The organism is Pseudomonas sp. CM27 (assembly GCF_013179515.1).
In the GTDB taxonomy this organism is placed as follows: domain Bacteria; phylum Pseudomonadota; class Gammaproteobacteria; order Pseudomonadales; family Pseudomonadaceae; genus Aquipseudomonas.
Genome location: NZ_JABMCN010000026.1, coordinates 1 through 21,569, shown reverse-complemented (window position 1 = coordinate 21,569; position 21,569 = coordinate 1). Strand labels below are relative to the sequence as shown.

The 21,569-nt window shown below is 62.2% G+C and carries 19 protein-coding genes; 12 read left to right on the top strand and 7 right to left on the bottom strand.

Annotated elements, in window-relative coordinates:
• Positions 1 to 9 precede the first annotated feature (9 nt).
• The 4 genes from HP547_RS05450 to yaaA all read right to left on the bottom strand — a co-directional run bounded on the left by HP547_RS05450 (position 10) and on the right by yaaA (position 5,771).
• Positions 10 to 1,176: a PilZ domain-containing protein gene (locus HP547_RS05450; protein ID WP_172227166.1), complete on the bottom strand. Its 1,167-nt coding sequence runs from the start codon at positions 1,174 to 1,176 to the stop codon at positions 10 to 12.
• A 37-nt stretch (positions 1,177 to 1,213) separates the two neighbouring features.
• Positions 1,214 to 2,695 carry a glycosyltransferase family 2 protein gene (locus tag HP547_RS05445; RefSeq protein ID WP_172227164.1) on the bottom strand — a complete coding sequence of 494 codons (1,482 nt, stop codon included), beginning with the start codon at positions 2,693 to 2,695 and terminating at the stop codon, positions 1,214 to 1,216.
• Positions 2,696 to 2,777: 82 nt separating this feature from the next.
• Positions 2,778 to 4,094, bottom strand: a complete 1,317-nt coding sequence (locus HP547_RS05440) for a nucleotide sugar dehydrogenase (RefSeq protein ID WP_172227162.1) — start codon at positions 4,092 to 4,094, stop codon at positions 2,778 to 2,780.
• Between the two features lie 897 nt (positions 4,095 to 4,991).
• A complete protein-coding gene (gene yaaA / locus HP547_RS05435; RefSeq protein ID WP_172227160.1) occupies positions 4,992 to 5,771 on the bottom strand; it encodes a peroxide stress protein YaaA in 780 nt (259 codons plus the stop codon).
• Positions 5,772 to 5,908: 137 nt separating this feature from the next.
• Here yaaA and HP547_RS05430 point away from each other — a divergent pair, with 137 nt between their 5' ends.
• The 5 genes from HP547_RS05430 (at position 5,909) to moaE (ending at position 10,074) form a co-directional block, all read left to right on the top strand.
• Entirely contained in the window at positions 5,909 to 7,036 is a 1,128-nt protein-coding gene (locus HP547_RS05430; RefSeq protein WP_172285682.1) for a polysaccharide deacetylase family protein, read from the top strand.
• A 280-nt stretch (positions 7,037 to 7,316) separates the two neighbouring features.
• Positions 7,317 to 8,711 (top strand): PhoH family protein, encoded by a 1,395-nt coding sequence (locus tag HP547_RS05425; RefSeq protein ID WP_172285681.1) that lies wholly within the window; start codon positions 7,317 to 7,319, stop codon positions 8,709 to 8,711.
• A 198-nt stretch (positions 8,712 to 8,909) separates the two neighbouring features.
• Positions 8,910 to 9,380: a cyclic pyranopterin monophosphate synthase MoaC gene (moaC, locus tag HP547_RS05420; RefSeq protein WP_172227154.1), complete on the top strand. Its 471-nt coding sequence runs from the start codon at positions 8,910 to 8,912 to the stop codon at positions 9,378 to 9,380.
• Positions 9,380 to 9,625, top strand: a complete 246-nt coding sequence (gene moaD, locus HP547_RS05415; protein WP_172227173.1) for a molybdopterin converting factor subunit 1 — start codon at positions 9,380 to 9,382, stop codon at positions 9,623 to 9,625. Before moaC ends, moaD begins: the two co-directional genes overlap by 1 nt.
• 2 nt (positions 9,626 to 9,627) lie before the next feature.
• Complete coding sequence (moaE, locus tag HP547_RS05410; RefSeq protein WP_172227152.1) at positions 9,628 to 10,074, top strand: molybdopterin synthase catalytic subunit MoaE; 447 nt, start codon at positions 9,628 to 9,630, stop codon at positions 10,072 to 10,074.
• Between the two features lie 161 nt (positions 10,075 to 10,235).
• Here moaE and rhlB read toward each other — a convergent pair whose 3' ends face one another.
• Together rhlB and HP547_RS05400 are read right to left on the bottom strand one after the other, a co-directional pair.
• A complete protein-coding gene (gene rhlB, locus HP547_RS05405) occupies positions 10,236 to 11,696 on the bottom strand; it encodes an ATP-dependent RNA helicase RhlB (protein ID WP_172227150.1) in 1,461 nt (486 codons plus the stop codon).
• Positions 11,697 to 11,797: 101 nt separating this feature from the next.
• Positions 11,798 to 12,454: an alpha/beta hydrolase gene (locus HP547_RS05400; RefSeq protein ID WP_172285680.1), complete on the bottom strand. Its 657-nt coding sequence runs from the start codon at positions 12,452 to 12,454 to the stop codon at positions 11,798 to 11,800.
• A 332-nt stretch (positions 12,455 to 12,786) separates the two neighbouring features.
• Here HP547_RS05400 and HP547_RS05395 point away from each other — a divergent pair, with 332 nt between their 5' ends.
• The 4 genes from HP547_RS05395 to HP547_RS05380 all read left to right on the top strand — a co-directional run bounded on the left by HP547_RS05395 (position 12,787) and on the right by HP547_RS05380 (position 16,944).
• Positions 12,787 to 13,815 carry an amino acid ABC transporter substrate-binding protein gene (locus HP547_RS05395; protein ID WP_172232636.1) on the top strand — a complete coding sequence of 343 codons (1,029 nt, stop codon included), beginning with the start codon at positions 12,787 to 12,789 and terminating at the stop codon, positions 13,813 to 13,815.
• Between the two features lie 67 nt (positions 13,816 to 13,882).
• Positions 13,883 to 15,061 (top strand): amino acid ABC transporter permease, encoded by a 1,179-nt coding sequence (locus HP547_RS05390; RefSeq protein WP_172285679.1) that lies wholly within the window; start codon positions 13,883 to 13,885, stop codon positions 15,059 to 15,061.
• A 10-nt stretch (positions 15,062 to 15,071) separates the two neighbouring features.
• Positions 15,072 to 16,169, top strand: coding sequence for an amino acid ABC transporter permease (locus tag HP547_RS05385; RefSeq protein WP_172229683.1), 1,098 nt, complete (start codon positions 15,072 to 15,074; stop codon positions 16,167 to 16,169).
• 10 nt (positions 16,170 to 16,179) lie between these two features.
• Positions 16,180 to 16,944 (top strand): amino acid ABC transporter ATP-binding protein, encoded by a 765-nt coding sequence (locus HP547_RS05380; protein ID WP_016498022.1) that lies wholly within the window; start codon positions 16,180 to 16,182, stop codon positions 16,942 to 16,944.
• Positions 16,945 to 17,074: 130 nt separating this feature from the next.
• Here HP547_RS05380 and algW read toward each other — a convergent pair whose 3' ends face one another.
• The gene (gene algW, locus HP547_RS05375; RefSeq protein WP_172229686.1) at positions 17,075 to 18,235 is read right to left on the bottom strand and encodes a Do family serine endopeptidase AlgW; all 1,161 of its coding nucleotides are present in this window, start codon (positions 18,233 to 18,235) and stop codon (positions 17,075 to 17,077) included.
• A gap of 168 nt (positions 18,236 to 18,403) precedes the next feature.
• On the opposite strand from algW, the gene HP547_RS05370 reads away from it, so the two are divergent.
• From HP547_RS05370 to cysN, 3 genes are all read left to right on the top strand, one after another.
• Positions 18,404 to 19,162: a Nif3-like dinuclear metal center hexameric protein gene (locus tag HP547_RS05370; RefSeq protein ID WP_172229707.1), complete on the top strand. Its 759-nt coding sequence runs from the start codon at positions 18,404 to 18,406 to the stop codon at positions 19,160 to 19,162.
• A 230-nt stretch (positions 19,163 to 19,392) separates the two neighbouring features.
• Positions 19,393 to 20,310, top strand: a complete 918-nt coding sequence (gene cysD, locus HP547_RS05365) for a sulfate adenylyltransferase subunit CysD (RefSeq protein WP_056801777.1) — start codon at positions 19,393 to 19,395, stop codon at positions 20,308 to 20,310.
• A gap of 15 nt (positions 20,311 to 20,325) precedes the next feature.
• Positions 20,326 to 21,569 (top strand): sulfate adenylyltransferase subunit CysN (gene cysN / locus HP547_RS05360; protein ID WP_172285678.1); only part of this gene is annotated, 1,244 nt, incomplete at its 3' end.

Sequence of the window (21,569 nt, the reverse complement as noted above, 5' to 3'; positions counted from 1 at the left end):
GTGATCCTCTTACAGCCCACGGGCCATGGCTTTGTCGATCAGCCAGTTGAACGACGGGCCACGGTCGCTGTTGACCGAAGCCGGGCGGCCGGCCAGTTCGGCTGGCATGCCGTCATCGGGCTTGATCTGCACACGGATGTCCGAGGCGAGGTTTTCACTGTCCAGGCTGCTGCTGCTGACGATCTGGCCAGTGCGCACGTCGTCTTCGCCAGCGACCTGGAAGTTGACCCGGGTACCTGGCTTGACCTCGTCGAACTGGCGGTAGCTGAAGCGCGCCTCGACCATCGGCGTGGTGGTACGCGGGATCAGCTGGAAGATCGGCTGGCCCTTGGCGGCGTACTGGCCGTCGTCCACCAGCTGGCGGGCGACCACGCAATCGCAGGGGCTGGTGAGGGTGCCGGACAGCTGTTTGCCGAACAGCTCCTCGATTTTTGCCGGGTCCAGCTGCGCGTCGTCCAGGTTGCCCTTGAGCATGTCCAGCATGCTGGTGGTGAAGCTGGCCAGTGGCGCGCCCTTGGCGACCTGCCCACCGCTTTGCACCAGGCTGTTCACGGTACCGTCGCGCGGCATGGTGATGTTGGTGGTAGGCACCGCGACCACGCCGGCTTCGGCATGGCTGACGAAGTACATGCCGTACAGTGACTTGGCGACGAAGCCGAAGGCGGCGACGCCGACCACGAACACGCCGAGGGTGACGGTAACCGCTTTGAGGCGGCCGAAGGCGCTCAGGCCACTGCCGCCGTCCTTCTGCTTGCGGGCCTTGGTGAAGTTGTCGCGCTGCAGGGTGCTGAGCACGTCGCCGATGCTGATCAGCTCGCCGGACAGGTGGCTGGTGATGATGTGCCGCAGCGTGGCGATGTCGCGCGGTTCGAGGTTCTGGAACTGCGCACCGGTACGGCCGCTGCTCGGGTTGTACGAGCGCACCTGGAACTCGATGTCGATCGACAGGCCCAGGTTGTCGACCACGAACTGCAGGCGCCCGCGCAGCACATCGCCCACCGACAGCGGCTGCTTGGTGTGGAAGCTCAGGCCACCGGCGGACAGGTCATCGACCTTCACTTCGTGGGTCTGGCGCTGGGCATCCAGAAAGCGCAGCTTGGCAGGAATGCGCACCCGGGCGTGTTGGCGCTGGGCTTCGGACTCATGCACGACATTGACGTTCACGGCGGTATTCATGGTGGTTTGTTCCTGTTAGATCCGATCCGGGTTGGGCTCACACGACCATGAACAGCACAGCAACGAAGATGCTGGCGGCCGAGAAGGTCATGGTCCGCGAGGACCAGGTGTTGAACCATTGTTGAAAGCTGGCGAGGTCACGCTTGAGGGCAGTGGGCTGACGCGTCCACGACTGCTTGTCGAGGCGGAAGAACACGTAGATCTTCATCAGCGCGCCGATGATCTGGTTGTAATAGAGAATCAGCGGGTAGGCCGGGCCGACCTTGTGGCCGGAGCACAGCAGCATCACGGTGAGGATCAGCCGGGTGATGCCGATCCACAGCAGGTACACCAGCAGGAAGGCAAGGCCGAACTTGAGGCTGGCGATGACCGCCACGGTCAGGCCCAGCAGGCTGGTCCACATCGACACGCGCTGGTCGAACAGCACGATGCTGGTGAACAGCCCCAGGCGGCGCATGCCCAGGCCAAGGGCACGGGAGTTCTGCCGCAGGTTGTTGCCGTACCAGCGGTACATCAGCTTGCGGCTGGCCTTGAAAAAGCTCTTCTCCGGCGGGTGCTCGACCGTGTTGATGGCGGCGTCCGGCACGTAGAAGGTGTCGTAGCCAAGGCGCATCAGGCTGAACCAGCTGGACTTGTCGTCACCGGTGAGGAACTTGAAGCGGCCCAGGCGCCAGTGCATCAGCGAGTCGCTTTCGACGTCGGCGATGAACTCGGGGTTGGTCACCACGCTGGCGCGGAACATCGACATGCGCCCGGTCATGGTCAGCACGCGCTTGGACAGGGCCATCGAGCACATGTTGATGTGGCGCTGGGCGAAGCGCAGCTTGTGCCATTCGCTCATGATGTAGCCGCCACGCACTTCGCAGAATTCGTTGGTGGTCAGGCCGCCGACATTGGCGAACAGCTTGAACCACGGCACGGTCTTGCGCACCACGCCATCGGCCAGCACGGTGTCACCGTCGATCACCGCCACCACCGCGTTCTCGTCCGGCAGCATGCGCGAGATGGCGCGGAAGCCGTAGGCCAGGCCATCGCGCTTGCCGGTACCGGCGATGCGCACGATGTCCAGCTTTACGTGGGCCGGCGGGTTGTACTTGGCCCACAGGCTTTTCACCAGCAGTTCGTCCGACATCTCCACCAGCGAGCAGACCACGGTGGTGGGGAAACCGCAGTTGATCGCTTCGCGGATCACCGAGCTGTACACCTGGGCGGTGGTCAGCGCTTCGATACGGAAGCTGGTCACCATCAGGTACACATGCGACGGGTTGGTCGCGTCGCCCATTTTCTGTACCTTGCGGCGCAGGTACGGGTACACGCCGTAGAGAAATATCATGCCGCGGATGAAATGGGTGGCGCCCATGGAATAGCGCCAGATGCCGACTGCGCCGACCAGGAAGATGAAGTGCTTCGACTGCGAGTCGAAGATATCGGCTGGCAGGGCCAGGGCGATCAGCATGAGCAGGCTCATGTAGAGCAGCCAACCGGCGCACTGCAACAGCACTGTCTGGAGCCTTTGCATGTTCAGCATCCGTGGAGAATTCGGGAAAGGGTGGGCGGCACAACGGCTCTGTACAGAACCCTTGTGCCGCCTGGCCGGGCACTTACCAGCAGATGCCTTCGGTGCGGCTGGTGGTGCTGGTCGGGTTGTTCATGAACCCGACCAGGTCGATCACCTGCTTGCCGGCCGGCGCTTGCTGGGCCAGCGCACGGAACTGCTCGTCACGGTTGCCGAGGACGATGATGTCGGCGTTGTCGATGACCTTCTGGAAATCGGCGTTGAGCAGCGACGACACGTGCGGGATCTTCGATTCGATGTAGTCCTTGTTGGCGCCGTGGACACGGGCGTACTCGACGTTCTCGTCGTAGATGTCCAGCTGGTAGCCCTTGCCGATCAGGCGCTCGGCCAGTTCCACCAGCGGGCTTTCGCGCAGGTCGTCGGTGCCGGCCTTGAAGCTCAGGCCGAGCAGGGCGACCTTGCGCTTGTCGTGGCTTTCGATCAGCTCGAAGGCGTTCTGCACCTGCGATTCGTTGCTGCGCATCAGCGAGTCGAGCAGCGGTGCGCGGACATCGAGGCTGGCGGCGCGGTAGGTGAGGGCGCGCACGTCCTTGGGCAGGCACGAGCCGCCGAAGGCGAAGCCTGGGCGCATGTAGTACTGGGACAGGTTCAGGACCTTGTCCTGGCAGACCACTTCCATCACCTCGCGGCCATCGACGCCTACCGCCTTGGCGATGTTGCCGATTTCGTTGGCAAAGGTGACCTTGGTGGCGTGCCAGACGTTGCAGGTGTACTTGATCATCTCGGCCACTTCGATCGGCTTGCGGATGACCGGGGCGTCGAGCTCTTCGTACAGTGCCTGGAGGATGTCGCCGCTGGCACTGTCCAGTTCGCCGATGACGGTCATTGGCGGCTGGTCGTAGTCCTTGATCGCGGTGCTCTCACGCAGGAACTCGGGGTTGACCGCGACACCGAAGTCGACCCCGGCCTTCTTGCCCGAGCAGTCTTCGAGAATCGGGATGACCACGTTCTTGACGGTGCCTGGCAGCACGGTGCTGCGCACCACGATGGTGTGACGGCGGGTGGTGTCACGCAGTACGTAACCGATTTCGCGGCACACCGACTCGATGTATTCCAGGCCCAGGTCGCCGTTCTTCTTGCTGGGCGTACCCACGCAGATCATCGACACGTCGCTGGCACGGATGGCTTCGGCGAAGTCGGTGGTGCCGCGCAGGCGGCCATTGGCGATGCCCTGTTGCAGCAGTGCTTCCAGGCCAGGTTCGACGATGGGCGACTTGCCCTGGTTGATCAGGTCGATCTTGGTGCTGGACACGTCCACACCGATCACTTCATGGCCACGCGCCGTCAGGCAGCCTGCACAGACTGCACCCACATAACCCAAACCAAAGATGCTGATACGCATCGCTATCACCTCATGTGTTTATCACGCCGGCCACTGCGGAAAGTGCCGTGCTGGATGGATTAACAACAGTTTCAAGGCGCACGGGTCCATGGCGAATGCACACTTCACCGAGCGCAGGCAAAATAAATCCGGAGCGCAAAAAGTTATGCACTCAAATAGGCATTAAATAGCCATTAATTAAAAACGTGCCCTGAAATGCAGCCGTCTTAATTGCAAAGTGCTACTTGGCGCTTTGCTGTGCTTGTTTTTTCAAGTGGGATAAATCCTTTGAAATCAACCACTAGGACGAGTTGTAAGGGACGCTTGTCTCCTGCATGGACAGGGGCTGCGGGAGATTCCGGCCTGCCTATCTAAGTTATCGCGGCAGGTAGCGGATACCTGCCATTGTCATCTGTAAGTCATCTCTCACAACCCGTAGGCAGGAAAATCGTTACGGCACTATGAGCGATGGGTTGCAGGAGAAGTTCCTGTGTGGATTCTGCCGGGATGAAAGATTTCTAAATATTTATTCAGTTGGGCGCAGTTTCAATTTGATAGCACGCAGGTGTTTTACCCCCGTGTATCAAGGGTGAGACTGTTACGAGATGTTTTTATGCCAGTATCGGAAAATATTTTTCGAGATTCGTCAAAAAAGGTATGAACGGTCTTATGACGGTTGGCGATAAAGGGAGGGGTGGTGGATTATTGACGCCGGATTTGTGGCGTAGTGGCAGTTTGCGCCATGGCCGGCTACAGGGCGGCTGGCCTCTTTGCGGGTTAACCGGTCGCCGCACCGCCGCTCGCGCAGGGCCCGCATCAGGGCTGACAGGCGCTGCATCTCTTGCGGCGAGCCCCTGTCAGCCTGGATGCCCCCCCCTGAAGGCGATCCGATTGACCCACGAAGAGGGCATAGCGGGCTTACTCAGCAGGCTGATCGCGCAAAAACACCAGATGATCCGCCTTGGACTGCTCGGCGCTGTAGTAGTACCCCTGCACATCGAACCGCTTGAGCTGTTCGGGATCGCTGATGCGCTGCTGGATCACAAAGCGGCTCATCATGCCGCGGGCTTTCTTGGCGTAGAAGCTGATGATCTTGTACTGGCCGTTTTTCCAGTCCTTGAAATCGACATTGATCACCCGAGCGTTCAGCGCGCTACGTTTCACTGCACTGAAATACTCGTTGCTGGCCAGGTTCAACAGCACGTCATCGCCCTGTTCGGCCAGCGCCTGGTTCAGCCATTCGCTGATGCGCGTGCCCCAGAAGGCGTACAGGTCCTTGCCGCGGGCGTTGGCCAGCTTGGTGCCCATCTCCAGGCGGTAGGGCTGCATGAGGTCCAGCGGACGCAGCAGGCCGTAAAGGCCCGAGAGCATGCGCAGGTGGTCTTGCGCGTAGCTGAAATCGTCCTCGCCCAGGCTTTCGGCGTCGAGGCCGGTGTACACGTCACCCTTGAACGCCAGCAGCGCCTGCTTGGCATTGGCCGGGGTGAAGTCTGGCGTCCAGCTGCCGAAGCGCGCGGCATTCAGACCGGCAAGCTTGTCGGACAGGTGCATCAGCTCGCTGATCTGCGCTGGCGACAGGTCGCGCAGCTGCTGGATCAGTTCCTGGGAATCGTCCAGGTACTGGGGCAGGGTGAAACGCTCGGTCACAGGCTTGGTGTCGTAGTCGAGGGTCTTGGCGGGGGAAATCACCGTCAGCATCGGGTCGGCTCCTGGCATCTTTGACCGCAGATTCTACGGGTTGGGCGGTGCAAGTCCAAACTATGGCGACGATAGTCACAGACCATGGCCGAAGCAGGCGCTATAGTTCGCGTTTTGCCGTTGCGGAGCCTTCCACCGTGCGCATTGCCTCTGCCTTGCTGGTCGCGCTGCTGAGCCTGACTGTGCAAGCCGCCCCTTCCACCCAGGTCAGCCTCGACCGCAGCCTGTGGCCCGAGCAGCTGGACAGCCCGGCACTGTTTGACGTGGCTTCGCGCGCCGAGATCCTGTCGTTCGCCCAGGTGCTGCACGAAAGCGAGCTGCTCGACGACGCGGCACTGGCGGCGCGGCTGGGGCTACGGCAGATCAACCTGCAAAAGGTACGCCTGGTTCGGGCGCGGCTGTGGCAGCGATTGTGGCAGGGCTATCAGCAGGCGCAGCGCAGTTGCGAGCAGGATGCGTCGTTCTGCTACCCGGTAACTTCGATGGCTGACTTGCGCATGCAAGCAGCTACGTTCGCTGCAGATGTCGGCACGTTCTATACCGGATGGGTCGAGCCTAGCCACCAGTTCCATGTCCGTTACCTGGATGAACAACTGCGCAAGGCGGCGTTGCTGCCGCAGACCAGCAGCGAGGTGGAGCGGCTGTCCCCCCGTGAGCGTAATGGTGATGAACTGAATGACCGCATGTTCCTGCTGACTTTCGTCGGTGGCCCCGGGCCGGACAGTGGCAGCACTGACCTGCTCACCGACTACCTGCGCAGACAGAAACTCCAAGGTACCTTCTTTGTGCTCGGCAACCGCCTGCAGCAACGGCGTGACGCGGGGCCGGCCAATGCCTTGCGCCAGCTCTACGACGGTCAGTGTGTGGGTATCCAGGGCTGGGAATACCGCTCCCACGCGCAGTGGACGGACTGGCAGGATTCGCTGCGGCGTAGTCAGGCGCGGGTGCAAGCCGACCTGCCAGCGCAGTATGTGCCGTTGTTCCGGCCGCCCTATGGCCAGCGCCGGGCTGACGGCGAGTCGTTCATGGCCAGCCAGCAGTTGCGCGTGTCATTGTGGGATATCGATGCCCAGGATGATGGCGCGTTGAGTGCCCAGGCCTCTGCGCAGCGGGTGTTGACCTTGATGTTGCTGTGGCGCAAGGGCGTGATCCAGTTCCATGACAGCCTGCCCAAGGCCCAGCCGGCAGTGGAATGGTTGCTGCGCAGCACCGCGCAGAGCGGTATCGGCTGGCAGGATTGCCGGGAATATGGATATGCCGAATAGAGGGTATGACTTTTGAATGTAGTACCCTCTGGCGTCCGCGCCAAGGCCTCATCGTCAATCGGAAAAATAAACTTCAAAATCTCGTAAAAATGCTTTTTCCGGTCATGGCTTTTGCGGTATGAAGAAACCAGACAGCCGATTCCTGCAGCACAGGTGGCGTCATCCAGGCCCACCTAGGCAGGTTCGCTTCCCGCCCGTAACAACGCGGATACGGGGAGACGGTAGTCACTTTGCGGCGTAACAGACCACGCCGTGTGGCTTCGACATAAGGTGACCGAGTATGGATGACCAAGGACGCAACCCTTCCTCCAGCAAGCCAATCCTCTATGTGCTCGATACCAACGTCCTGATTCACGACCCCAACGCATTGCTCAACTTCGAGGAGCACCACGTCGCCCTGCCGATGACGGTGCTGGAGGAACTCGACAAGCTCAAGACGGGCAAACAGACCATCGCCGCTGAATGCCGCCAAGCCATCCGCCTGATCGACCAGACCCTGGGCGACGCCTCGCCCAGCGATGTCGAGCAGGGCGTGCCGATTCAGCGTGGCAAGAGCGGGCCCAAGGGCTTCCTGTCCATCCTGATGACGCCGCGCAACGAGCCGAACAGGCTGCTGCCGGAAAACCTCAACGACAACATCATCATCAACCAGCTGCTTGAAGTACGGGCTCGGCGCAGCGACCTGGACGTGGTGCTGGTCACCAAAGACATCAACATGCGCCTGAAGGCGCGCGCTTGCGGGATTGCGGCCGAGGATTACAGCACCGACCAGCTGGTCGATGACGTGTCCTTGCTGTCCAAGGGCTACCACTCGGTCACTGGCTCGTTCTGGGACCGGGTGAGCAAGGTCGATACCCGTCAGGAGCGGGGGCGTACCTGGCATCGGGTGCAGATGATCGACAACCTGCCGGCCGTCCACGTCAACGAATTCATCATCGATGAGCAAGGCTTCGTCGGCTGGATCAAGGGCATCCGCAACGATGAGCTGCTGTTGCTCGACCTGCATCAGGAGCCCCTGTTGCACCAGGAAGCCTGGGGCCTGAAGCCACGCGACATCCATCAGAGCCTGGCACTCTTCGCCCTGCTTGACCCGGATATTCACCTGGTCAACCTGACCGGCCCTGCCGGCTCGGGCAAGACCATTCTGGCGCTGGCCGCAGCCATCGAGCAGACCATGGTCAGCAAGCGCTACCGGCGCATCATTGCCACCCGCAGCGTGCAGGGGCTGGACCAGGAAATCGGCTTCCTGCCGGGCACCGAAGCGGAGAAGATGGAGCCTTGGCTGGGCGCGATCACCGACAACCTCGAAGCCTTGCACATGGATGACGAAAGCACGCATGGCAGTGTCGAGTACATCCTCGAGCGGGTACCGTTGCAGTTCAAGTCGCTCAACTACATTCGCGGTCGCAGCTTCCAGCAGAGCCTGATCCTGATTGACGAGTGCCAGAACCTTACGCCGCACCAGATCAAGACCATCATCACCCGTGCCGGCTCCGGGTCCAAGGTGGTCTGCCTTGGCAACCTGGCGCAGATCGATACCCCTTACCTGTCCGCGACCAGCTCGGGCCTGACTTACCTGACCGAGCGCTTCAAGGACTTCCCCCACGGCGTGCACCTGACCCTGCAAGGGGTGCCACGCTCGGTGCTGGCCGAGTACGCCGAGTCGCATCTGTAAAACCATGCAGCCGGGCAGATCACTGCCCGGCCTTTTCGCGGGCACGCCCGCTTCCACAGGATCTCCACTTGATTCAAGGCGGTGAGGACCCTGTGGGAGCGGGCGTGCCCGCGAAGAGGCCGGGCCTGCCGACACATACCTCTGCTCAAACCTGACCCACAGGTTTACACTGCGAGTTCCCCTCACAGGAGCAGAGCAGTGCTGACACATCTTGATTCCCAGGGCCGGGCCAACATGGTCGACGTCACTGAAAAGGCGGTGACCGAGCGTGAGGCCATTGCCGAAGCGCGGGTGCGCATGCTGCCGCAGACCTTGCAGATGATCGTCGACGGTGAGCACCCCAAGGGCGACGTGTTCGCCGTGGCGCGCATTGCCGGGATCCAGGCGGCGAAGAAGACCAGCGACCTGATCCCGCTGTGCCACCCGCTGATGCTGACCAGCGTCAAGGTCGAGCTCAGCGCCGAGGGCGAGGACGCCGTGCGCATCGTCGCCCGCTGCAAGCTGGCCGGGCAGACCGGCGTCGAGATGGAAGCGCTGACCGCCGCCAGTGTCGCCGCGCTGACGATCTATGACATGTGCAAGGCGGTGGACAAGGGCATGGTCATCGAGCAGGTGCGCCTGCTGGAAAAGCTCGGCGGCAAGAGCGGCCACTACAAGGTGGAGGCGTGATGAAGGTCAAGGTGATGTACTTCGCCCGTTACCGTGAGCAGCTGGACGTGGATGCCGAACAGGTGGAGGGCGCGTTCCAGGTGCTCGACGATGTGCGCCAGGCGCTGGTGGCCAAGGGCGAGCGTTACGCGGTACTGGCCGAGCAGAACCTGATGTGCGCGCGCAATGAAGAGCTGTGCAAGCTCGATGAGCCCTTGGAAGACGGCGATGAAGTGGCGTTCTTCCCACCGGTGACCGGAGGCTGAACATGGCAGTGCGAGTGCAGGAAGGCGCGTTCGACCCTGGGGCCGAGGTGAATGCCATGCATGCGGCCAACGTGGGTGTGGGCGCGGTGGTCGGGTTTGTCGGCTATGTGCGGGACTTCAATGATGGGCGCGATGTGGCGGGGATGTTCCTCGAGCACTACCCGGGCATGACCGAGAAGGCCCTGGCCAAGATCGTGGTCGAGGCCGAGCAGCGCTGGCCGCTGCTGAAGGTGGAGGTGCTGCATCGCATCGGGGCGCTGGAGCCGGGCGAGCCGATCGTGTTCGTCGGTGTCGCCAGTGCCCATCGGCAGGCCGCATTCGAGGCCTGCGATTTCATCATGGACTACCTGAAGACCCGCGCGCCGTTCTGGAAGAAGGAAACTACCCAGGAAGGGCCGAGGTGGGTGGAAGGCAGGCAGAGTGACCAGGACGCTGCCGGGCGCTGGTAGTCAAGGCTGCGCCGATCCCATGTAGGAGCGGCCTTGTGTCGCGAAAGGGCCGCGCAGCGGCCCCAGGATGTCAGCATTAATGCATGAATTGCTGGGGCCGCTGTGCGGCCCTTTCGCGACACAAGGCCGCTCCTACAAGGGCGGCGTTGGCATTCAGGCAATCAGTGATGCTTGCGCGGCACCGGCTTGAGTAGCTCATCCGGCGGCATCTCGCACTTGATCTTGCGCCCCAGCAGCTCCTCGATCCCCGGCAACTGATACGAATCATCCTCACCGGCAAAGCTGATCGACACGCCATCAGCCCCCGCGCGTCCGGTACGGCCGATACGGTGCACGTAGTCGTCCGGATCCTCGGGCAGGGTGAAGTTGATCACGTGGCTGATGCCATCGATATGAATGCCACGCCCTGCCACGTCAGTGGCCACCAGCACCGTGACCCGACCTTCGCGGAAGTTTTCCAGGGTTCGAATACGCTTGTGCTGCGGCACGTCGCCCGACAACTGGGCGGCATTGATGCCGTCGCGCACCAGCTTTTCCTCGATGCGCCGCACTTCGTCCTTGCGGTTGGCAAACACCATCACCCGTTCCCACTTGTTCTGGGTCACCAGGTTGTACAGCAGCTTGTACTTGTCGCTGCCGGCCACCGCATACACGTGCTGCTCGACCGTTTCGCTGGCCACGTTCTCCGGCTCGATCTCGACGATGGCCGGGTTGGTGGTCCATTGCTTGGCCAGGTTCATCACGTCTTCGGTGAAGGTGGCCGAGAACAGCAGGGTCTGGCGCTCGCTTTTTGGCGGCGTCTGGCGAATGATCTGGCGCACCTGCGGGATGAAGCCCATGTCGAGCATGCGGTCGGCCTCGTCCAGCACCATCACCTCGACCATGTCCAGGTGCACCTCGCCGCGCTGGTTGAAGTCCAGCAGGCGGCCAGGGGTGGCGACCAGGATGTCGCAGTGGCGCGCTTCCAGGGCCTTGAGCTGTTTGTCGAATTCCATGCCGCCGACAAAGCTCATCACGTTCAGGCCGGTGTACTTGGTCAGCGCTGCGGCGTCCTTGGCGATCTGCACCACCAGCTCGCGGGTGGGGGCGATGATCAGCGCACGCGGCTCGCCCATGTAGCGTTCTTTGGGTGGTGGCGTCTGCTGCAGCTGGGAAATGATCGAAATCAGGAATGCCGCAGTCTTGCCAGTACCGGTCTGGGCCCGGCCGATGGCGTCCTGGCCACGCAGGGTGTAGCCCAGCACCTGGGCCTGGATCGGCGTGCAGTACGGGAAGCCCAGGTCGTGGATGGCGTGCATCACCTCGTTGGACAGCTTGAAGTCGTGGAAGCGGGTCTTGCCTTCCTGCGGCTCGACCACGAAGTCTTCCAGCTTCCACAGGCTGGCCTGCGGCTTGGGTTTGCGCTCGCGGCGCGGTTTGGCATTGACCGGCTTTTCGACCGCAGGTGTCACAGCGGCAGGCTGTTCAGCCGCAGGGGTGGGATTGGCGCGCGGTGCGGCCGGGGTAGGCGCAGGCCGCGCCTCGGTGGGCGCGGGCGCAGGCGGCGTTGCACTGGCAGCAGGAGCGACGGCCTGTGGCGCGGCGTCTCCCTTGCCGAATATTTTCTTGAGTGCCTTGAGCACGATCGTCTCATCAACTGATTAAGGAATGTACGCCGGGCAGTGTAAAGCAAGAATCAGGCTCGGCGTAGTGGAATAGCCCTACAACTACAGGCGGCTTCTGCTTATTGCAGTTGCATGGCCAGCCACTCGTGGACGTCGTTCAACTCCTCGACCACCACTTCGTGCTCCATCGGGTATTCCTGCCAGCGGGCGGCGACGCCCCAGGTGTTCAGGTACTCGAAGGCGGTGCGGCCCATGGACGGGATCACCACCGGGTCGTGCACGCCATGCAGGCACAGGGCCGGGGTGCGTTGCTGGCACGCACTCAGCTGGTGCTGTTCGTTGAAGGTAGGGGCGTAGGTGGACAGGGCGATGACCCCGCCCAGTGCCTCTTGCCACTTTATATAGGCAGTGTGCAGCACCACCGCGCCGCCCTGGGAGAAACCGGCCAGGAAGATTCGCGCCAGGTTGATGCCTTTGGCCTGCTCGGCCTTGATCAGGGCGATCACCTGCTCGGCCGATTCCTCCAGCTGCGCTTCATCGATGGCGCGGGCCGGGGTCATCGCCTTGATGTCATACCAGCTGGGCATGGCGTAGCCGCCATTGATGGTCACCGGGCGGGTCGGCGCCTGCGGCATGATGAACCGCGTGGTGAGCAGGCGTTCCTGCATGAATTCGGCGACGGGTAGGAAGTCGTAACGGTCGGCCCCCAAACCGTGCAACCAGATCACACAAGCGTCTGCGGTTTTCTGCGGTTCGAGGATCAGTGGGTTGGTCATGACTGCTCCGAAAGTGTGCGGATCTTGTTATGGCGTGCGTGAAATGAAGGCGCGGGAAATGATTGTCGGAAAAAGAATGTCGCAACGATACAACTTTCCCTACTTGACGTGCGCTTAAACGCTACAGCCAGGAGTTCTGGTACGCGCTTTGCAATTGAACCTGCGATGCAAAGGGCAGGCCGAGACGGTAACACCCTTTGTAAGCGAAGGCTGTCACAGAACAGTCCATTGCGCCAATTGACCCAATAACAAGCCAACACGGGTCGGATACGCCTCAAAAGGGTGCGGTGCAATTCCGGCTCGATACAACAAGAGCGATTTGGAGGTTGTGAATGAAGATGTTGAAAACCACCCTGGCAGTCCTGACCGCTGCCGCCGCACTGGGCGCCGTGAGCACTGCCCAGGCCGGCGCCACCCTCGATGCGGTGAAGAAAAAGGGCTTCGTCCAGTGTGGCGTGAGCGACGGTCTTCCAGGCTTCTCGGTACCTGATGCGCAGGGCAAGATCGTCGGCATCGACGCCGATGTCTGCCGCGCCGTGGCCGCCGCCGTGTTCGGCGACGCCAGCAAGGTCAAGTTCAGCCAGCTCAACGCCAAGGAACGCTTCACCGCCCTGCAGTCGGGGGAAGTCGACGTGCTGTCGCGCAACACCACCTGGACCAGCTCGCGCGATGCCGGCATGGGTCTGGTGTTCGCCGGTGTCACCTACTATGACGGCGTCGGCTTCCTGGTCAACAAGAAGCTCGGTGTTTCCAGCGCCAAGGAGCTCGACGGCGCCACCATCTGCATCCAGGCCGGTACCACTACCGAGCTGAACGTGTCGGACTACTTCCGCGCCAATGGCCTGAAGTACACCCCGATCACCTTCGACACTTCCGACGAGAGCGCCAAGTCGCTGGAGTCCGGCCGTTGCGACGTGCTGACTTCGGACAAATCGCAGCTGTTTGCCCAGCGTTCCAAGCTGGCCGCGCCGACCGACTATGTAGTGCTGCCGGAAACCATCTCCAAGGAGCCGCTGGGCCCGGTGGTGCGCAAGGGCGACGAAGAGTGGTTCAGCATCGTCAAGTGGACCTTGTTCGCGATGCTGAATGCCGAAGAAGCAGGCATCACCTCCAAAACCGTCGAGGCCGAAGCCAAGTCTACCAAGAACCCCGACAACGCCCGGCTGCTTGGCGCTGACGGCGAGTATGGCAAGGACCTCAAGCTGCCCAAAGACTGGGTAGTGCAGATCGTCAAGCAAGTCGGCAACTACGGCGAAGTGTTCGAGAAGAACCTGGGCCAGAGCACCGACCTGAAGATCGACCGTGGCATGAACGCCCTGTGGAACAACGGCGGCATCCAGTACGCGCCACCTGTGCGCTGATGGCTGCATCCTGCGGCGGCATCCCGCCGCCGCAGGTTGTTCGGAACCCTACTTTCCGGGGCACCTCATGCAAAATCGAATCGGCGCACAAAAGGGCTTGTCCCTGAGTGATCCACGTGTGCGCGCGTGGCTGTTCCAGGTCCTCACGATCGTGTTCGTGGTCGGCCTGGGCTGGTACCTGTTCCACAACACGCAAACCAACCTGCAACACCGGGGGATCACCTCGGGCTTCGACTTCCTCGAGCGCAGTGCCGGCTTCGGCATTGCCCAGCACCTGATCCCCTATGTGGAATCCGACAGCTATGCGCGGGTGTTCGTCATCGGCCTGCTCAATACCCTGCTGGTGACCCTCATTGGCGTGGTGCTGGCGACCATTCTCGGCTTCATCATCGGCGTGGCGCGGCTGTCGCCGAACTGGATGATCAACAAGCTGGCGACCGTGTATGTGGAAACCTTCCGCAACATCCCGCCGTTGTTGCAGATCCTGTTCTGGTACTTCGCCGTGTTCCTGACCCTGCCGGGGCCGCGGGGCAGCATCAACATCGACGATATGTTCTTCATCAGCAACCGCGGCCTGAACATGCCCGGTGCTGCCATGACCGATGGTTTCTGGCCGTTCGCCATTGCCTTGGCCCTGGCGCTGCTGGCGACCGTGGCGATGGTGCGCTACGCCAACAAGCGCTTCAACGAAACCGGCGTACCGTTCCACAAGTTCTGGGTGGGGCTGGGGTTGCTGGTTGCCATCCCCGGGGCCTGCGTGCTGCTGTTCGGCAGCCCGGTTACCTGGGAAATGCCGCAGTTGAAGGGCTTCAACTTCGTCGGTGGCTGGGTGCTGATCCCCGAGTTGCTGGCGCTGACCCTGGCACTGACCATCTACACCGCAGCGTTCATCGCCGAAATCGTGCGTTCCGGTATCCGCTCGGTCAGCCATGGCCAGACCGAAGCCGCGCGCTCGCTGGGCCTGCGTGAGGGCCCGACACTGCGCAAGGTGATCATCCCCCAGGCACTGCGGGTGATCATTCCGCCGCTGACCAGCCAGTACCTGAACCTGGCGAAGAACTCGTCGCTGGCGGCCGGTATCGGCTACCCGGAGATGGTCTCGCTGTTCGCCGGTACCGTGCTCAACCAGACCGGCCAGGCCATCGAGGTGATCGCCATCACCATGAGTGTCTATCTCGCCATCAGCATCAGCATTTCGCTGCTGATGAACTGGTACAACAAGCGCATTGCGCTGATCGAGCGGTGAGGATACGCCCGTGAATGCCCATGTTTTCAAACCTGATATGCCGCCCCCGGTGAAAACCGTCGGCGTGCTCGCATGGATGCGTGCCAATCTGTTCTCCAGCTGGCTCAACACGCTGCTGACCCTGTTCGCCATCTACCTGGTGTGGCTGATCGTGCCGCCGTTGCTGCAGTGGGCGCTGATCGATGCCAACTGGGTTGGCACCACCCGCGCCGACTGCACCAAGGAAGGCGCCTGCTGGGTGTTCGTGCAGCAGCGCTTCGGCCAGTTCATGTACGGCTACTACCCGACGGAGCTGCGCTGGCGCGTGGACCTGACCGTTTGGCTTGCCGTGCTCGGCGCCGCGCCGCTGTTCATCAGGCAGTTCCCACGCAAGGCTTTCTACGGCCTGGGCTTCCTGGTGCTGTACCCGGTGCTGGCCTACACCTTGCTGCACGGTGGCTACCTGGGCCTGCAAAGCGTCCCGACCAGCCAGTGGGGCGGGCTGATGCTGACCCTGGTGATCGCCACCGTGGGCATCGTCGGCGCCTTGCCGCTGGGTATTCTGCTGGCCCTGGGACGGCGTTCGAAGATGCCGGCGGTGAAGGTGGTGTGCGTGACCTTCATCGAGTTCTGGCGCGGCGTGCCGCTGATTACCGTGCTGTTCATGTCGTCGGTGATGCTGCCGTTGTTCCTGCCCGAGGGCATGAGCTTCGACAAGCTGCTGCGGGCGATGATCGGGGTGATCCTGTTCCAGTCAGCCTATATCGCCGAGGTGGTACGCGGCGGCCTGCAGGCCATCCCCAAGGGCCAGTACGAAGCCGCTGCGGCGATGGGCCTGGGATATTGGCGGGCGATGGGCCTGGTGATCCTGCCGCAGGCGCTCAAGCTGGTGATCCCCGGCATCGTCAACACCTTCATAGCCCTGTTCAAGGACACCAGCCTGGTGATCATCATCGGCCTGTTCGACCTGCTCAACAGCGTCAAGCAAGCCGCCGCCGACCCGGCCTGGCTGGGCATGGCCACCGAGGGCTACGTGTTCGCCGCCCTGGTGTTCTGGATTTTCTGTTTCGGTATGTCCCGCTACTCCATGCACCTGGAGCGCAAGCTGGACACTGGCCACAAGCGTTAGGAGTTTCGACATGAGTGAAGCGATCAAGCAGCCTGCCGGCCCCGAGGGCATCATCCAGATGCAGGGTGTGAACAAGTGGTACGGCCAGTTCCATGTGCTCAAGGACATCAACCTGAACGTGCGCCAGGGCGAGCGTATCGTGCTGTGCGGGCCGTCCGGTTCGGGCAAGTCCACCACCATCCGTTGCCTCAACCGCCTGGAAGAGCACCAGCAAGGGCGCATCGTGGTCGATGGCGTGGAGCTGACCAACGACCTGAAGCAGATCGAGGCCATCCGCCGCGAAGTGGGCATGGTGTTCCAGCACTTCAACCTGTTCCCGCACCTGAGCATTCTGGAGAACTGCACCCTGGCGCCGATGTGGGTGCGCAAGATGCCCCGGCGCAAGGCCGAGGAAATTGCCATGCACTACCTGGAACGGGTGCGTATTCCGGAACAGGCGCACAAGTACCCGGGGCAGTTGTCCGGTGGCCAGCAGCAGCGTGTGGCGATTGCCCGTGCGCTGTGCATGAAACCGAAGATCATGCTGTTCGACGAACCGACGTCGGCGCTGGACCCGGAAATGGTCAAGGAAGTGCTCGATACCATGGTGGGCCTGGCCGAGGATGGCATGACCATGCTCTGCGTCACCCATGAAATGGGCTTTGCCCGCACCGTGGCGAACCGGGTGATCTTCATGGACAAGGGGGAGATCGTGGAGCAGGCGGCGCCGGATGATTTCTTCGACCGGCCGCGCAGTGACCGGACGCGGTTGTTCCTGAGCCAGATTCTGCATTGATACTGTTGGGGCTGCTTTGCAGCCCATCGCCGGCAAGCCAGCTCCCACAGGTACTGCACAGGGCTTGAGGCCGGTGCTATCCCTGTGGGAGCTGGCTTGCCGGCGATGGGCCGCAAAGCGGCCCCGTTTATTACTTCTCTTCTGTGGTCACTGCTGGTGCCGGTGGCGGCCGTAGCCCCACCTCGGCAATCAGCTTCAACTGTTGCCCATTGCGCATCACCTCGATGGTGATCTTCTCGTTGGGCTTGATCCGCGCCACCTGATTCATCGACTTGCGCCCGTCACCGGCGGGCTCGCCGTTGATGCTCATGATCACATCACCCAGCTGCAGCCCGGCCTTGGCCGCCGGCCCTTCGCGGAAGATGCCCGCCACCACGATGCCCGGGCGGTCTTTCATGCCGAACGACTCAGCCAGCTCCTGGCTCAGCGGCTGCACTTCGATACCCAGCCAGCCACGGATCACCTGGCCGTGCTCGATGATCGACTTCATCACCTCCAGCGCCAGTTTTACCGGAATGGCGAAGCCGATGCCCTGTGAGCCACCCGACTTGGAGAAGATCGCCGTATTGATGCCGACCAGGTTGCCGCTGGCATCCACCAGCGCACCGCCGGAGTTGCCCGGGTTGATCGCCGCGTCGGTCTGGATGAAGTCCTCATAGTTGTTAAGGCCCAGCTGGTTGCGGCCGGTGGCGCTGATGATGCCCATGGTCACGGTCTGGCCGACCCCGAACGGGTTGCCGATGGCCAGCGACACGTCGCCGATGTGAATGGTGTCGGAGCGGCCGATGGTGATGGCAGGCAGCTTCTTCAGGTCGATCTTCAGCACCGCCAGGTCGGTTTCCGGGTCGCTGCCAATTACCCGGGCCAGGGTCTCGCGGCCGTCTTTCAGGGCCACGACGATCTGGTCGGCGCCGCTGGTGACGTGGTTGTTGGTCAGCAGGTAACCCTCGGGGCTCATGATCACCGCCGAGCCCAGGCTCGACTCCCAGCGCCGCTGCTTGGGCAGGTTGTCGCCGAAGAAACGCCGGAACTGCGGGTCTTCGAACAGCGGGTGGGCGCTCTTGTTCACCACCTTGGTGGTGTACAGGTTGACCACCGCCGGGGCGGCCAGGGTCACGGCATCGGCGTAGGACACCGGGCCCTGCATGATCCGCGTAGTCTGCGGGGCTTGTTGCAGGTTGACGTCCTGGCTGGGCAGGCCGACCCATTGCGGGAAGCGCTGGATGATCAGCATGGCGATCAGTATGCCGGTAAGCAGGGGCCAGCCAAAGTAACGCAAAGCCTTGAACATGAACGAATCCTGGAAAGAGCGAAGGCCGGTGGCCGCGCGGTGGGGCATGAGCGCGCGCGATGATACACCGGTTCCCCCAGTGCCGGCGACGGCCCATAATGGCCGGCATTATACGGGCGTTCCATAGGCGTTGTGCCCGAGAAAAGCGCAGTTTTCGAGGAGATTTGCATGGCCGTCGCTCTAAACACCCTGGTCGAGGAAGCCGAGCGTTACCTGGGCAGCGCGAAGATCCAGGACTATTGCCCCAACGGCCTGCAGGTCGAGGGCCGGCCGCAGGTCAGCCGGATTGTCAGCGGCGTCACCGCCAGCCAGGCGTTGCTGGATGCCGCGGTGGAGGCGGGGGCCGACCTGGTGCTGGTACACCATGGGTATTTCTGGAAAGGCGAAAACCCGTGCGTCACCGGCATCCGCCAGCGCCGCCTGAAGACCTTGCTGAGCAACGATATCAGCCTGCTGGCGTTCCATCTGCCACTGGACGTGCACCCGGAGGTCGGCAACAACGTGCAGCTGGCGCGGCAACTGGACATTACCGTCGAAGGTCCGCTGGACCCAGCGAACCCCAAAGTGGTCGGGCTGGTCGGTTCGCTCGCCGAGCCGATCACCGCGCGTGATTTTGCCCGGCGGGTGCAGGAAGTGCTGGGGCGTGAGCCGTTGCTGGTCGAGGGTGATCAGATGATCCGCCGGGTCGGCTGGTGCACCGGGGGCGGGCAGGGCTACATCGACACCGCGATCGCGGCCGGGGTGGATTTGTACCTGACGGGCGAAGCGTCCGAGCAGACCTATCACAGTGCGCGCGAGAACGGCGTCAGCTTCATTGCTGCCGGGCACCATGCCACCGAACGCTACGGCGTGCAGGCGCTGGGTGATTACCTGGCACGGCGGTTTGCCGTGGAGCACCTGTTCATCGATTGCCCGAATCCGATCTGAGATCGGCGTTGCCTTCTTCGCGGGCGCGCCCGCTCCCACAAGGACTCCACCGTACCTGTGGGAGCGGGCATGCCCGCGAAGAGGCCGGGCCTGCAAGCCCAAACCCCCAGTCATATCGTTAGACTTTTTCGATCTAGCCCGCCTCCTAAATAGAAGCTACCGCTGTGATAAAGTGGCTCGCTCGAACACGGCCCGCAGGCCGTCCATAAGATCGTTTTTCGTGAGTAGCCATGGTCGACAAACTGACGCACTTGAAACAGCTGGAGGCGGAAAGCATCCACATCATCCGCGAGGTGGCCGCCGAGTTCGACAACCCGGTGATGCTGTACTCGATCGGCAAGGATTCCGCCGTGATGCTGCACCTGGCGCGCAAGGCCTTCTTCCCGGGCAAACTGCCGTTCCCGGTGATGCACGTCGACACCCAGTGGAAATTCCAGGAGATGTACAGCTTCCGCGACAAGATGGTCGAGGAAATGGGCCTGGAGCTGATCACCCACGTCAACCCGGAAGGTGTGGCGCAGGGCATCAACCCGTTCACCCATGGCAGCTCCAAGCACACCGACATCATGAAGACCCAGGGCCTGAAGCAGGCGCTGGACAAGCATGGGTTCGACGCCGCCTTCGGTGGCGCGCGCCGTGACGAAGAGAAGTCGCGGGCCAAGGAGCGCGTGTATTCGTTCCGTGACAGCAAGCATCGCTGGGACCCGAAAAACCAGCGCCCCGAGCTGTGGAACGTGTACAACGGCAAGGTCAACAAGGGCGAGTCGATCCGCGTGTTCCCGCTGTCGAACTGGACCGAGCTGGATATCTGGCAGTACATCTACCTCGAAGGCATCCCGATCGTGCCGCTGTACTTCGCCGCCGAGCGTGAAGTCATCGAGAAGAACGGCACCCTGATCATGATCGACGACGAGCGCATCCTCGAGCATCTCAGCGACGAAGAGAAAGCGCGCATCGTCAAGAAGAAGGTGCGTTTCCGTACCCTGGGCTGCTACCCGTTGACGGGTGCGGTCGAGTCGGAAGCCGAGACCCTGACGGACATCATTCAGGAAATGCTCCTGACCCGTACGTCCGAACGCCAGGGCCGTGTCATCGACCACGATGGCGCCGGTTCCATGGAAGACAAGAAACGCCAAGGCTACTTCTAATTTCAGGGTTACTCCATGTCGCACCAATCTGATCTGATCAGCGAGGATATCCTCGCCTACCTGGCCCAGCATGAGCGCAAGGAACTGCTGCGCTTCCTGACCTGCGGCAACGTCGACGATGGCAAGAGCACCCTGATCGGGCGGCTGCTGCACGACTCGAAGATGATCTACGAGGACCACCTCGAGGCCATCACCCGTGATTCGAAAAAGTCCGGTACCACCGGCGAAGAAGTCGACCTGGCGCTGCTGGTAGATGGCCTGCAGGCCGAGCGTGAGCAGGGCATCACCATCGATGTCGCCTACCGCTACTTCTCCACCGCCAAGCGCAAGTTCATCATCGCCGACACCCCGGGCCACGAGCAGTACACCCGCAACATGGCCACCGGTGCCTCCACCTGCGACCTGGCGATCATCCTGGTCGACGCCCGCTACGGCGTGCAGACCCAGACCCGTCGCCACAGCTACATCGCCTCGTTGCTGGGCATCAAGCACATCGTGGTCGCGGTCAACAAGATGGACCTCAAGGGCTTCGACCAGGAAGTCTTCGAGTCGATCAAGGCCGACTACCTGCAGTTCGCCGAAGCCATCAACCTGACCCCGAGCAGCCTGCAGTTCGTGCCGATGTCGGCGCTCAAGGGCGACAACGTGGTCAACCACAGCGAGCGTTCGCCGTGGTATACCGGCCCGACGCTGATGGAAATCCTCGAAACCGTCGAAGTGTCGGCCGACCGCAACTTCACCGACCTGCGTTTCCCGGTGCAGTATGTCAACCGCCCGAACCTGAACTTCCGCGGCTTCGCCGGCACCCTGGCCAGCGGCGTGGTGCACAAGGGCGACGAAATCGTCGTGCTGCCATCGGGCAAGAGCAGCCGTGTCAAATCCATCGTCACCTATGAAGGTGAGCTGGAGAACGCCGGCCCCGGCCAGGCCGTGACACTGACCATGGAAGACGAGATCGACATCTCCCGTGGCGACCTGCTGGTGCATGCCGACAACGTACCGCCGGTGACCGACCAGTTCGACGCCATGCTGGTGTGGATGGCCGAAGAGCCGATGCTGCCTGGCAAGAAGTACGACATCAAGCGTGCTACCAGCTACGTGCCGGGCTCGATTGCCAGCATCACCCACAAGGTGGATGTGAACACCCTGGAGAAGGACGCTGCCAGCGCCCTGCAGCTGAACGAGATCGGCCGCGTCAAGGTGTCCCTGGATAGCGCCATCGCCCTGGACGGTTACGACAGCAACCGCACCACCGGCGC

Bases quoted from the DNA above. Each gene is read 5' to 3' on its own strand.
- algW (WP_172229686.1), bottom strand. From the start codon at position 18,235: ATGTTCAAGGCTTTGCGTTACTTTGGCTGGCCCCTGCTTACCGGCATA.
- HP547_RS05390 (WP_172285679.1), top strand. From the start codon at position 13,883: ATGCAAAATCGAATCGGCGCACAAAAGGGCTTGTCCCTGAGTGATCCA.
- moaD (WP_172227173.1), top strand. From the start codon at position 9,380: ATGAAGGTCAAGGTGATGTACTTCGCCCGTTACCGTGAGCAGCTGGAC.
- HP547_RS05395 (WP_172232636.1), top strand. From the start codon at position 12,787: ATGAAGATGTTGAAAACCACCCTGGCAGTCCTGACCGCTGCCGCCGCA.
- yaaA (WP_172227160.1), bottom strand. From the start codon at position 5,771: ATGCTGACGGTGATTTCCCCCGCCAAGACCCTCGACTACGACACCAAG.
- HP547_RS05380 (WP_016498022.1), top strand. From the start codon at position 16,180: ATGAGTGAAGCGATCAAGCAGCCTGCCGGCCCCGAGGGCATCATCCAG.
- HP547_RS05370 (WP_172229707.1), top strand. From the start codon at position 18,404: ATGGCCGTCGCTCTAAACACCCTGGTCGAGGAAGCCGAGCGTTACCTG.
- HP547_RS05440 (WP_172227162.1), bottom strand. From the start codon at position 4,094: ATGCGTATCAGCATCTTTGGTTTGGGTTATGTGGGTGCAGTCTGTGCA.
- HP547_RS05425 (WP_172285681.1), top strand. From the start codon at position 7,317: ATGGATGACCAAGGACGCAACCCTTCCTCCAGCAAGCCAATCCTCTAT.
- cysD (WP_056801777.1), top strand. From the start codon at position 19,393: ATGGTCGACAAACTGACGCACTTGAAACAGCTGGAGGCGGAAAGCATC.
- moaE (WP_172227152.1), top strand. From the start codon at position 9,628: ATGGCAGTGCGAGTGCAGGAAGGCGCGTTCGACCCTGGGGCCGAGGTG.
- HP547_RS05450 (WP_172227166.1), bottom strand. From the start codon at position 1,176: ATGAATACCGCCGTGAACGTCAATGTCGTGCATGAGTCCGAAGCCCAG.
- HP547_RS05400 (WP_172285680.1), bottom strand. From the start codon at position 12,454: ATGACCAACCCACTGATCCTCGAACCGCAGAAAACCGCAGACGCTTGT.
- HP547_RS05445 (WP_172227164.1), bottom strand. From the start codon at position 2,695: ATGCAAAGGCTCCAGACAGTGCTGTTGCAGTGCGCCGGTTGGCTGCTC.